The sequence below is a fragment of the Alphaproteobacteria bacterium genome (genome assembly GCA_030739735.1).
Lineage (GTDB): Bacteria > Pseudomonadota > Alphaproteobacteria > UBA7887 > UBA7887 > UBA7887.
Window position 1 is genome coordinate 78,876 of record JASLYQ010000004.1, and the last position, 12,302, is coordinate 91,177.

Annotated in this window: 11 protein-coding genes; 6 read left to right on the forward strand and 5 right to left on the reverse strand. The window is 62.4% G+C overall.

The features are described from left to right. Positions 1-2: 2 nt before the first annotated feature. From plsY to ruvX, 4 genes are all read right to left on the reverse strand, one after another. Positions 3-662, reverse strand: coding sequence for a glycerol-3-phosphate 1-O-acyltransferase PlsY (gene plsY / locus QF629_03600; GenBank protein ID MDP6012622.1), 660 nt, complete (start codon positions 660-662; stop codon positions 3-5). A gap of 2 nt (positions 663-664) precedes the next feature. Then, positions 665-1,984: a dihydroorotase gene (gene pyrC, locus QF629_03605; GenBank protein ID MDP6012623.1), complete on the reverse strand. Its 1,320-nt coding sequence runs from the start codon at positions 1,982-1,984 to the stop codon at positions 665-667. Next, complete coding sequence (locus QF629_03610) at positions 1,981-2,931, reverse strand: aspartate carbamoyltransferase catalytic subunit (protein MDP6012624.1); 951 nt, start codon at positions 2,929-2,931, stop codon at positions 1,981-1,983. The genes pyrC and QF629_03610 overlap by 4 nt, the downstream gene beginning before the upstream one ends. 475 nt (positions 2,932-3,406) lie before the next feature. Then, positions 3,407-3,883 carry a Holliday junction resolvase RuvX gene (ruvX, locus tag QF629_03615; protein ID MDP6012625.1) on the reverse strand — a complete coding sequence of 159 codons (477 nt, stop codon included), beginning with the start codon at positions 3,881-3,883 and terminating at the stop codon, positions 3,407-3,409. Between the two features lie 240 nt (positions 3,884-4,123). Between ruvX and QF629_03620 the strand changes: the two genes are divergently transcribed. Beyond that, positions 4,124-5,269 (forward strand): hypothetical protein, encoded by a 1,146-nt coding sequence (locus QF629_03620; protein MDP6012626.1) that lies wholly within the window; start codon positions 4,124-4,126, stop codon positions 5,267-5,269. Between the two features lie 4 nt (positions 5,270-5,273). Here QF629_03620 and QF629_03625 read toward each other — a convergent pair whose 3' ends face one another. Next, positions 5,274-6,212, reverse strand: a complete 939-nt coding sequence (locus tag QF629_03625; protein MDP6012627.1) for a methylenetetrahydrofolate reductase — start codon at positions 6,210-6,212, stop codon at positions 5,274-5,276. Between the two features lie 628 nt (positions 6,213-6,840). Here QF629_03625 and QF629_03630 point away from each other — a divergent pair. The 5 genes from QF629_03630 to QF629_03650 all read left to right on the forward strand — a co-directional run bounded on the left by QF629_03630 (position 6,841) and on the right by QF629_03650 (position 12,296). Next, positions 6,841-7,311: a MaoC family dehydratase gene (locus QF629_03630; protein ID MDP6012628.1), complete on the forward strand. Its 471-nt coding sequence runs from the start codon at positions 6,841-6,843 to the stop codon at positions 7,309-7,311. Positions 7,312-7,443: 132 nt separating this feature from the next. Then, on the forward strand, positions 7,444-8,421 hold the full coding sequence (locus QF629_03635; GenBank protein MDP6012629.1) for a bifunctional riboflavin kinase/FAD synthetase: 978 nt from the start codon (positions 7,444-7,446) through the stop codon (positions 8,419-8,421). A gap of 7 nt (positions 8,422-8,428) precedes the next feature. Continuing rightward, positions 8,429-11,224, forward strand: coding sequence for an isoleucine--tRNA ligase (ileS, locus tag QF629_03640; GenBank protein ID MDP6012630.1), 2,796 nt, complete (start codon positions 8,429-8,431; stop codon positions 11,222-11,224). Further along, the gene (lspA, locus tag QF629_03645; protein ID MDP6012631.1) at positions 11,221-11,712 is read left to right on the forward strand and encodes a signal peptidase II; all 492 of its coding nucleotides are present in this window, start codon (positions 11,221-11,223) and stop codon (positions 11,710-11,712) included. Before ileS ends, lspA begins: the two co-directional genes overlap by 4 nt. Next, positions 11,709-12,296, forward strand: coding sequence for a DUF3035 domain-containing protein (locus QF629_03650; GenBank protein MDP6012632.1), 588 nt, complete (start codon positions 11,709-11,711; stop codon positions 12,294-12,296). The genes lspA and QF629_03650 overlap by 4 nt, the downstream gene beginning before the upstream one ends. Positions 12,297-12,302 lie beyond the last annotated feature (6 nt).

Here is a 12,302-nt window from a genome sequence, read left to right on the forward strand (position 1 = left end):
CATCAGTCCTTGTGCTGGCCGATGCGCGGCTCCTGGCCCGTGATGAGGCGGCGGATATTGCCATGGTGGCGTAGTAGTACCAGCACTGCGAGCATTGCAAAGAGTTCGATATGCTGGGGCTCGCCTGGCAGCCAATAGGGTAGGTCGCCATCGCGCTGTAACCAGAGCATGCCGGCGAGCAGCGGCGGGGTCGCGACGATCGAGACCATTGAGGCGAGCGAGGAGAAGCGGAACAAAGCGGCCATAGCTAGCCAGGCGAGCGCCGAGGCGAGGGCCACCGGCCAGGCCAGGGCAGCGATCACGCCCAGCACTGTCGCCACGCCCTTACCCCCACGAAAGCGAAGCCAAACCGGAAACATGTGGCCGAGCACGGCGAACAGTCCGGCCACGACCGCGGCATCCGGACCCCAATAACCTGCAGCGCGTGTGCTAAACCAGCCCTTGCCGGCATCAAGCAGCAGCGTTAGCGCGGCCAGGCGCTTGTTGCCCGTCCGCAACACGTTAGTAGCGCCGATATTGCCCGAACCAATCTCACGGATGTCGCCGTGGCCGGCGAGGCGCGCCAGCAACATTCCGAAGGGTATAGAGCCGATCAGATAGGCGACAAGCGCAGTGATATAAAGCGGCCAGGTATAGGCTAAGCCTCCGAGTGGGTCAGGCACCCTCAGGTCTTCTCTGTCGCGTCGTAGACAGTGCGTCCGCGCACCATCGTGCGTAGCACTCGGCCCTGCACAGGGTGGTCGTCATAGGGCGCGTTGAGAGATTTGCTTCGCAGCCTGTCGACATCGATAGTCCAGGGCGTGTTGAGGTCGAACAGCACCAAATCGGCTGGTGCGCTTGCCGAGAGTCTGCCTTGCTCGAGGCCCAAGAGTCGTGCGGGTGTAGCGCTTAGCCGTGTGAAGAGCGTCGGCAGCGTCATGTGGCCGCCATGCACTAGGGCAAGCGCCAGCGGCAGCATGGTCTCAAGCCCGATAATGCCGAATGCGGCCTGGGCAAAGGTGGTGCGCTTGGAATCCTGGTCGTGTGGTGCATGGTCACTGACGATGGCGTCGATGGTGCCGTCCGCCAGCCCTTCCACCATGGCAATGCGGTCGGCTTCAGAGCGCAGTGGCGGCTGCACCTTGGCGAATGTGCGGTAGTCCTCGCAAGCAGATTCGTTGAGCGTGAAATAGTGCGGCGCCGTGGCGCAGGTCACGGGCAGGCCGCGCGCCTTGGCCCGGCGCACAGCGTCCACGGCGGCGGCGGTCGACAGATGGGCCACGTGATACGGCGCGCCGGTGTGTTCGACTAGGCACAGGTCGCGCTCGACGATAATCACCTCGGCCTCGGCCGGAATGCCGGTGAGGCCGAGGCGTGTCGCCAACTCGCCGTCGTTCATCACGCCGTCGGCGGTTAGCGTTATGTCCTCGGGGTGCTGCATCACGAGCTTGCCGAAGGGTTTGGCATAGGTCAGCGCGCGGCGCATGACGCGGCTGTTCATGACCGTGCGATGGGCATCACTGAAGCCCACTGCGCCGGCTTCTGCCAGCAGTCCGATCTCGGTTAGCTCCACACCTTCGAGGTCGCGGGTGATGGCGGCGATGGGGTAGATCTTGACGATCGAGGTCTCACGCGCCCGTCTGGCAATGAACTCGATCAGGGCGATCTGGTCGATAACCGGCTCAGTGTTGGGCATGCAGGCAATACTGGTGACGCCGCCCGCTGCTGCTGCCCTGCTAGCGCTTGCCAGCGTCTCCTTGTGCTCGGCACCTGGCTCGCGCAGATGCGCGCGCATATCGACCAGCCCCGGCGCTAGGCACGCACCTGCGCAATCGACGACCGCCGCATCCTCGGGCAGGCCGTCCGCGAATAGCTTTGGACCGACATCGGCGATGTGGCGGTCGTCAGTCAGAAGCTCGCCCGGTGCATTGAGCCCGCTTGCGCCATCGATGAGGTGCGCGTTGATATAGGCGACGCGCCCGTGGCGCCGATCGTCGTCGCTCACGTTTCGCCTCCGTGCACGAGGATATCGAGGCAGGCCATGCGCACTGCCACGCCAAGCTCCACCTGGTCGAGAATGACACTGTGAGTGAGGTCGTCGGCGAGCCGGCTGTCAATTTCCACCCCGCGGTTCATTGGTCCCGGATGCATGACTAGGGCATCGGGCTTGGCGTGCGCCAGCTTGTCCTCGTCGAGTCCCCAGAAGTGGAAGTATTCGCGGATCGAGGGCACGTATGAGCCTTTCATGCGCTCGGTCTGCAAGCGCAGCATCATCACGATATCGCAACCTTCCAGCCCCGCGCACATGTCGTGGAAGACCTCGACGCCGAGACGCTCGACCGCGGGTGGTAGCAGGGTCGGTGGCACGATTAGGCGCACTCGTGCGCCCATGATATCGAGCAGATGGATGTTGGAGCGGGCGACGCGGCTGTGGCGAATATCGCCGCAGATTGCCACCGTCAGGCCGCCGAGCTTGCCGCGCCGGCGGCGGATGGTCAGGGCGTCGAGCAGGGCCTGGGTAGGATGCTCGTGGCTGCCGTCGCCGGCATTGATGACAGCGCATTCGATCTTTTCCGACAACAGCTTGGCGGCGCCTGAATCGCCGTGGCGCACGACCAAGGCATCGGGATGCATGGCGTTCAGCGTCATCGCCGTGTCGAGCAACGTCTCGCCTTTTTTGATGGCGCTGGAATACGCTTGCATGTTGATGACATCAGCGCCGAGGCGCTTGCCGGCAAGCTCGAAAGAGGTGCGCGTGCGCGTCGAGCTTTCGAAAAACAGGTTGATCAGTGTACGTCCGTGCAGGCGGTCCAGCTTTTTGGCAGCTTTGCGATTGAGTGCAGCATAGGATTCCGCAAGGTCGAGAATGTGCTCGATCTCTGCTGCGCTCATTCCGGCAATGCCGAGAAGATGCGACTGTACGCTAGCTATGGTACGATCCGATAGTGGCATCAAAACGCTGATCATACCCTTCGTTTGCGCGAGGGCAAGCCGGCAAACACGCTTTAGTCGAAAAGTTCCCGCCACATCTGCGGTGTGGTCGCGGTAAGCATGGTGATAACGCTGAGCATGATCCCCCATCAGCGGTGCGTTGCCGCTCATCTGCCGCGCCATCAGATAGGTTACAGGCGAACCGGGCGGCGCGGCGAAAAGCAGCAGGACGGTAGCGGCCTGCTGAAACCGAGTGCGCGGCCGACCCGGAGTCCGACGAGCGACAGCATCAGCACAGCGCCCACAATCGCCATGATGGTCGGACCAAGGTCCAGCCTGCCGAACGGCGCGCGTGAGGCGGTCGTCCGGGAACAGCAGGAAATAAATCAGACGCTCGAGAGGATACCAGACACCGTCGCTGGGAAGTCGATGCGCAGTAATCCGGACCCAAACGGGGTCAGGGTGAAAATCGGCAGCAGCGCCGCCAGAGGCGGCATCATGCCGTTCTTGGGGCGCTGGCGGCAAGCGCGTCGAGAGCGCCCTGCAGAATATAGGCGGCGGCCATCTTGTCGACGAGCTCGGCCCGGCGCCGCCGCGACAGGTCGGCATCGAGCAAGGTGCGGGTCACGGCCTGGGTCGATAGCCGCTCGTCCCACAACAATAGCGGAAGGGGCACCGGCTTTGCTACATTAGTGGCGAAGGCGCGGGTCGACTGTGCCCGCGGGCCTTCGCTGCCGTTCATGTTGAGGGGAAGTCCCAGCACCAGACCTACGATCTCGTACTCACGGCAAATTATGCGCAGTTGCTTCGTATCCTTGGTGAATTTGGTCCGCCTCAGGGTCTCCATCGGCGTAGCCACAACGCGCCCGTGATCGGATAGCGCCAAGCCCACTGTCTTGGCTCCCAGATCGAGCCCGAGCAGACGTCCCGCAGGGAGCGCGTCGTCAAATGACTTCAGGTTGCTGAAGATCATGCCGCCCTTATGCCCAGCAGCGGCAAAGAAAGAAAGCCCCGCACCTAGGTGCGAGGCTCAAAGTCGGATGCGAGATTCGAGTGGAGTGGAGACTTGGTACAGAGGACACTATGGATTCCACTCTACCATGCCCTTAACATGGGTTAAGTTGGAGCTAGTTTCCGCCTCTATGGCGGGGGGAAAGGGGACAAAATAACGAAAATCAAACAAAAATATGATCGCCGTGGCTTCGCCTTGGACATGGGTGTGCCATATGGCGGTGACGATGGCGACCGCCCGTTCCGCTTTTTCGACAATCGTGAGAAGTACCTGCTTTTCGTGACAACCTGCAACGAGAAGTGGGTGATCGCCGAGCGCGTCGGCATGGAACTTGAGAAACTGGCGCCGCGCCCACCGGCCCTGCGCCTGTTCGATGCCGGCATGGGCGACGCTACGGTGCTGACCAGAGTCATGCGCTGCGTTCATTTCTATTTTCCCGCGGTACCGGTTCTGGCGGTGGCCAAGGAGATCAGTGTTGAGGACGTGCGTCTCGGCCTGGAAAAGATGCCCGATCGTTTCGTCGAGCATCCCGAGACGGTGTTGGTGGTAACCAACATGCGATATTCGGAGGCACCAATGCTGCGCCCCGACGCCAGCCACGCCGGCGCCCTCAATTGGCACGAGGTAGCGCTGAGCGGCGATTCGGCCTACGAGTTCGACGAGCAGATCAAGGGCCTGCAGTCATTTATCGCCGATGGCTGGCGAGCACGCACGAGCGAGTCGTCCGGCAACCCGGTCTATGTGGTGCCGTCGGTAATGGTGATCTATCGCGAGGATCGGCGCTTCGTGCTCGATTCGGTGATCCCGCGGCGCGGTAGCGAGTTGCCGGGTTACGATTTGGTCGTGGCCTCGCAGCCCTATCGTGCGCGCATGCCGGCCGAGGGCAAGGTAGGTACGGTTCTGGCGCCGCTGTCACGGGCACTAGCGCCGGGTGGGCGCATGATCGCCATCCAGTCTACCGGGCGCGATCCAGGCATGGAGATCATCCGTACCGTCTGGCCAGAAGAGGATCCTTTCCAAGTGTCGCGCCAGAAGTTGGTGGCGGCTCTGCGCCAGAATCTCGGTGAGGCAGCGAACGAGTTCCGCTTTCACGATTACCCGGACCACCGCTCGGAGTTCCGCTTCAATTTGCAGTGTCTGCCCGGTGAGGTTGGCAACAATATCGGCACTTCGACACTGCTAGCGGCGTGGAACGCTGCGGTCTATGTGGCACAGATTGAGGACGTACGCTTGGCTGAGGTGCTGCGCTCCGATGCCTATTTGCAAGCCACCTGGGACGTGCTGCAGACTTATGGTGGGCTCTGGTTTGTCGACGAGAGCTTCGTCGTGGAGCGTTTACAGGTCTAATTGGCTAAGCCGCGCGACGCTCGCGGATGCCGGCGTCGCGGATGGCTTCGGCGGCGGCGGCTTCGGCGCCAGGGCCCATGACATGGGCGCCCGAGACACCGGGGATATCGGGCAGCGCTTCCAGCAGCTCGACGCAGATGGCGAGACCTTCCTCGCGCGGATCGCTTGCGTCATCTAGGCGCGCAATGGTGGTCTCGGGGATGTGCACGCCGAACAGATTGTCGGTCATCCAGCGTGCGCTCTTGGCCGAGCGTAAGGCGCCGATGCCGATGAGGAACCAGGCGCGCTCGGTTATGCCTTCGTCTGCGAGCCGCGCCATATAGCGGCGCAGCATGTCCGCATCGAAGCAGAACTGGGTCTGGAAGAAGCTCGCCCCGGCTGCGAGCTTGCGCTCAAGCGCGACCGGCGACCAATCCGGTCCGGGTTCGCTGGGGGTGTCCGCAGCCCCCACCACCAGCGCCGGCGGCAAGGCAATCTCGCGCCCCGATGGCAACCGGCCTTCGTCGCGCATGGAGCAGGCCAGCGCGATCAGGCCCGCGCTGTCGAGGTCGTGCACCATCTTGGCATCTGGCTGGTCGCCGCCAGCGACATCGTCGCCATGCAGGCACATGACGTTGGCAACGCCGAGCGCTGCCGCGCCCAGCAGATCGTTCTGCAAAGCCAGGCGGTTGCGGTCGCGCAGCGTGAGCTGCAGCACGGGCTCGATGCCCTCGCGCGCCAACAGCGCGGCGGCCGCGAGGCTTGACATATGCGAGCGTGCACCAGCGCCGTCGGTGACGTTAACGGCATCCGCTACGCCGCGCAGCGGTGCGACGTTGGCCAGCAACGTCGCCGGATCGGCCGAGAGTGGCGGCGTTGTTTCCGAGGTCACAACGAAGTGGCCGGCACGTAACAGCTTTTCGAGTGCGCCGCCGGAGAGACGCGCTTCGTCGGCAATATCCATGGTCACAGGCGGCTTCCTTTTCCGATAGACGCCAAAGATTAGGGCCCGCGGAATGGCCAGTCAAAGGCCAAACACGTCCTTGCGAGAAGGCCTTGTGCAAGGCGGAGGCGCATCTTAGGTTCGCAAAAATGGCAACCTATTCCGGGAGTGGGGAGATGTCCTCCAAGCTGCACATCCTATTGGCCACGGCGCTGCTCGCCGTCGGTATCGCCCCGCCCGTCGCAGCCGACAACCACGTCAACCCGACCTGGCAGGGCAATGCCATCGAAGGGCCCGATACGAGCATGAGTGGGAAGGCGCCTCCTGGGGTTTTACCAGCGCCGAGAACCACGATTTGTTTGTCGCCGATCCGGTGGGATAAGCCCCAGCCTATGGCGCTTACTGCGCCTATGGTGTCAGCAAAGGTTTAAAGCCCGATATCGACCCGCAAGCGCGGCACATCGCCGATGGCTGGCACTATCTGAACCTCAATTCTAACGTCCAGGCACGCTGGGAAAAGGACATTCTCGGCCATATCGCCAAGGCCGATGAGATCTGACTGAATATCGAACACAACTAGATCATTTTCTCTGCCCCTATATACTGCGTCGCAATAAATAATGGTGCGGTGCATTTAGGGGAAACCACGATGACGACCGAGACAGAAACCGAGACTGAGGTGACACACGATCGCGAACTCGATGGTCACTATTTTGAAGATCTCGCGGTCGGTATGAGCAATCTCTACAGCCGCACCATAACGGAAAGCGACATAGTGCTGTTCTGCGGCATTTCTGGCGATACCAATCCTGTGCATCTCGACCGCGAATACGCCTCGCGTACGCGCTTCCGCGGCCCCATCGCACACGGTATGCTCTCGGCTTCTCTGATCTCGACAGTGCTCGGCACGAAGCTGCCCGGCCCCGGCGTCATTTACGTCAGCCAGAACTGCCGCTTCTGCGCGCCGGTGCGTGCCGGCGACACGGTGGTGGCACGCGCTACGATCACTAGCCTCGACGCTGATAAATGTTTTGCCCGTTTGGAGACAACCTGCAGCGTCGGCCCGAAAGTGGTGATCGACGGCGAAGCCGTCGTCATGGTGCCAAGCCGGGCCGCATAAGATGCTTTCATTTCGTATGCGCCACCCGCTTACCATCGATTTAAGGCACCCGAAGCGAAACCTAATTAACTCCCAATGTATTCGTCACACCCGCTTGCCCAGACTTCGCATTTGCGGTAAAGCGCGCGGGCCATGCGGATTTGCCGACAATATGGGCGAGTTCCGCCGGCGGCGCGCGGCGCAGCGGTCGCGCTCGGGAATTTCGACGGCGTTCACTTGGGCCATCGCGGCGTTATTGGCCGCGCCGCCAACGTGGCGCGCGACGAGGGCCTGCCGCTCGGTGTGATGTCGTTTGAGCCCCACCCGGCGACGGTGTTGCGCGCCGACAGCGCGCCTTCGCGCCTGACTCCTTTTCGCGCTAAGACCCGGCGTTTACGCGAATGCGGTGTCGACTGGTTCTTCTGTATGCGTTTTACGCGCGCTTTTGCCGAGATGAGCGTCGAGGCTTTCGTGGACGACGTGCTGGTCGATGGACTTGGCGTCAAGCACGTAACCATCGGCCACGACTACCGTTTTGGCCGCCACCGCATGGGCGACCACCAGTTGCTGGAAGACGCCGGTGCAGCGCAAGGCTTTGGCGTCACCAGCGTTGCCGCCATCGGCAATGCAGGCGAAGTCTATTCCTCGACCCGCGTGCGGCAATATCTGCAGCGCGGCGAGCCGCGGTTGGCGGCGGCGGTGCTCGGCCACCTCTGGGAGGTTGAGGCGCGGGTAGGGCGCGGCGATGCGCGCGGACGGAACCTCGGCTACCCGACCGCTAACCTCCGCCTTGACGAGCATGTCGAGCCCGCCTTCGGCATTTATGCTGTCTGGGCCGGCATCGTCGAGGGCAGCGAGACGCATTGGCATCCCGCCGTGGCAAGCTGCGGTGTGCGCCCCACTTTCGGCGGTAAGACCGTGTTGCTGGAAGTGCACGTCTTCGATTACCAGGGGGATCTTTACGGCAAATATCTGCGCGTCGCCTTCGTTAACTGGATCCGGCCCGAAGAAAAATTCGACGATGTCGACGATCTGGTGCGCCACATGGACGAGGACTGCTATAACGCGCGCTTCATGTTGGCGGGTTCGGCGCCGCCGCCCGACAAGGGCCGCACCGCTTTCAATCCGTGAGGATACCGTGACCCGGAACTACAAAAGCACCTTGTTTTTGCCGCGCACCGACTTTCCCATGAAAGCCAGCCTGCCCAAGCGTGAGCCCGATATACTGGCACGCTGGCAACGCGTCAAACTCTGGGCCAAGCTGCGGGAAAGCGCGCGCGGACGCGAGAAGTTCATCCTGCATGATGGCCCGCCCTATGCGAACGGGCCGATACACATGGGGACAGCGCTTAACAAGATTCTCAAGGACGTGGTCAATCGCACGCGCCAGATGAGCGGCCTCGATTCCCACTACATCCCAGGCTGGGACTGTCATGGCCTACCCATCGAGTGGCAAATCGAGCAAGACTACCGCAAACAGGGCAAGAGCAAGGACGAGGTACCGGTCCAGCAGTTCCGCCGCGAATGTCGCGCCTATGCCGAGAAGTGGATTGGCACCCAGATGGAGGAGTTCATTCGCCTCGGCGTACTCGCCGACTGGGGGCGCCGCTACCTCACTATGTCTTACAAGGCCGAGGCGCAGATCGTGCGCGAACTCGGTAAGTTTCTGCTTAATGGTGGGCTGTACAAGGGCGCTAAGCCGGTAATGTGGTCGCCGGTCGAGAAAACCGCGCTGGCCGAGGCCGAGGTCGAGTATCACGATGTCACTTCGCCGGCAATCTTCGTGCGCTTTCCCGTGACCGAGGTTGGCATGCCCGCGATCGCCGGTGCCGATATTGTGATCTGGACGACGACGCCTTGGACTATGCCCGGCAACCGGGCCATTGCCTATGGTGAAGATGTGGAATACGCCGTCTACGAGGTAGTGGAGGCGCAAGACGGTGCCCAGGCTAAGCCCGGCGATCGCATCGTGCTGGCCACGGCGCTGGAGAGCGCGGTGGCTGAGAAGGCAAAACTGTACCTCCAGCGCAAGGACGTTTTCGCCGGCCATGCGCTCGCCGGCACGCGGGCACGCCATCCGCTGGCGGGCGACCACTATACCTTCGACGTGCCGCTTCTGCCGGCTGACTTCGTTGCTATAGATCAGGGCTCTGGTTTTGTCCATATCGCCCCCGGCCACGGCGCCGACGATTACGAACTTGGCCGAGTGCATGACATTCCCGCCCCATCGACGGTGGACGATGACGGTTGCTTTCTCGACAGCGTGCCGCTGTTCGCCGGCAAGCATGTCTACAAGGTTAATCCGGAGATCATCGCCACGCTGGCCGACTATGGAACCTTGCTCGGCGTGGAATCCTACCTCCACTCCTATCCCCATAGCTGGCGCTCCAAGAAGCCGGTGATCTTCCGCAACACGCCGCAGTGGTTCATCAGCATGGAGACCAACAACTTGCGCGAGGTGGCGCTAGCCGCGATCGACGAGACGCACTGGGTGCCGGCGATAGGCCAGAACCGTATCCGCGCGATGATTGAGACGCGGCCCGACTGGTGCGTCTCGCGCCAGCGTGAATGGGGCGTGCCGATTACGGTCTTCGTGCACAAGGAGACGGGCGAGCCCCTGCGCGACGGCGAGGTCATCAAGCGTGTCGCGGCGGCGGTGGAAGAAGCGGGCGCTGACGTTTGGTTCACTGCCGATCCCGCCCAGTTCCTGGGCCCCGATCGCGACCCGGCAGACTACGAGATGGTGAACGACATTCTCGACGTTTGGTTCGATTCAGGCTCAACCCATAGTTTCGTACTCGACTGTGACGAGACTCAACGCTGGCCGGCCGACCTCTATCTCGAAGGCTCGGACCAGCACCGTGGCTGGTTTCATTCCTCGCTTCTTGAATCCTGCGGCACCCGTGGCCGCGCGCCTTATAACGCGGTGCTGACCCACGGCTTCGTGCTCGACGCGGATGGCCGCAAGATGTCGAAGTCGCTCGGCAACGTGGTGGCGCCGCAGCAGCTCATTGCCGACAATGGCGCCGATATTCTGAGGCTCTGGTCGGTGCTCAGCGTCTACACCGACGATCTGCGTATCGGGCCTGAGATAATCAAGGGTCTAGTCGATTCTTATCGCCGTTTGCGCAATACGCTACGCTACCTGCTCGGTAATCTCGCCGGCTTTGAGGAGAGCGAGCGTGCCGCGCCGGCCGACATGCCGGAGTTGGAGCGCTGGGTGCTGCACCGGCTGGTGGAGCTCGACGCGCTGCGCGTAGAGGCCTTCAAGGATTACGAGTTCCACCGCTTTTACGCGGCGCTTCACACCTTCTGCGGTAACGAGCTATCGGCCTTCTATTTCGACGTTCGCAAGGACTCACTCTATTGCGACGGCATTGGCAATGTTCGGCGCCGGGCCGCGCGCACGGTGCTCGACATCGTCTTTGAGCATCTGGTGACCTGGCTTGCTCCGGCGTGCGCATTCACGGCGGAGGAGGCATGGTTATCTCGCTATCCGTCCGATGACGACAGTGTCCATCTGCGTACTTTCCCGGAGACGCCTGAGGCTTGGCGCGACGACGCGCTGGCCGAGCGTTGGCGGCGCCTGCGCGCGATCCGCCGTGTGGTCACCGGCGCGCTTGAGGTCGAGCGCCGCGAGAAGCGCATCGGGTCCAGCCTGCAAGCCCATCCCGTCGTGCATGTCGGCGAGGTCGATGCGGTTTTACTGGCGGACGTCGATCTTGCCGAGCTTGCCATCACCTCGCAGATCACGGTGACCACGGATGCTGCACCGGCCGATGTCTTCACCATGGCAGAGGAGCCCGGTATTGCAGTCGTGGTTGGGGCGGCTGACGGCGATAAGTGTGAGCGTTGTTGGCGCCAGCTTCACGAGGTCTCGTTTGAGACTGGGCTGTGCGGGCGTTGCGACGCGGTGGTCGCAGTCGCAGCATGAGTTGGAGGCGGGCCTATCTGACGCTCGGCTTAGCGTTCGCCTTTGTCGTCGCTGTGCTCGATCAGATATCGAAACTAGTCACGCTTGGTGTCTTGCCCGAGCCCGGTATGTTCATCGCGGTGACTGGATTCTTCAACTTGGTGCACGTGCAGAATACGGGCGTCAGCTTCGGCCTCTTCCAATCGGTTCCGGTGTGGTTAATTGCCACCATCGCGCTCGCCATCGCGGCAGGTCTCTGCATATGGATGGCGCGGGCCGAGTCGCGCTTGGTGGCGGTCTCGCTGGGGCTCGCCGTGGGTGGCGCCATCGGCAACGTCATAGACCGCGTGCGTCTCGGCTGGGTCTTCGACTTCCTCGACTTTCACGCTCTTGGCGAGCATTGGCCCGCCTTCAATGTTGCCGATTCCGCTATCACTCTAGGAGTGATCGGCCTGCTGGCGACAAGTTTGATCCCGCGGCTCGGTAACGGTAAGCTGTCAGGATCATGACAAAGTATCTCAGAACTGCGCGTTTCATGTCCGTGGCGGCTATGGCGTTGGTGGTACTTGGCGGCTGCGGGGACAGCATCAAGGAGCAGTTCGGCGTTGGTCGTCAAGTACCTGACGAGTACCAGGTTGTCGAGGCGCAGCCGCTCGCCTTGCCGCCCGACTATCACCTACGCCCGCCGACTCCCGGCGCCCCGCGTCCGCAGGAGCAGGATGTGCGCCGCCAGGCAGAGAAAATCATTCTCGGCCCTAATGCTGAGCACACATCGGTCGGCGGTGCACCGCCGCCACGCAGCCCGGGTGAACTGGCGTTACTCAACATGGCCGGTGCCAACGAGGCCGATTCCGGAATCCGGCACCTTATCAACCGCGAAAACTCCGTGCTTGCCGCTGACGATGAGGGATGGGTAAACGAACTGATGATTTGGCAGCAGGACGAGAAGGAAGGCTTGGCGCTGGACCCGGTTGCCGAGGCCCAGCGTCTGCGGGAGAATGCGGCGGCGGGTCGGGCCCCGACCTATGGTGACACGCCGGTCATCATGCGCCGCGAGCAGGCGCCGCTCGAAGGCCTGCTGAGCTCGTTCTGATCTGAT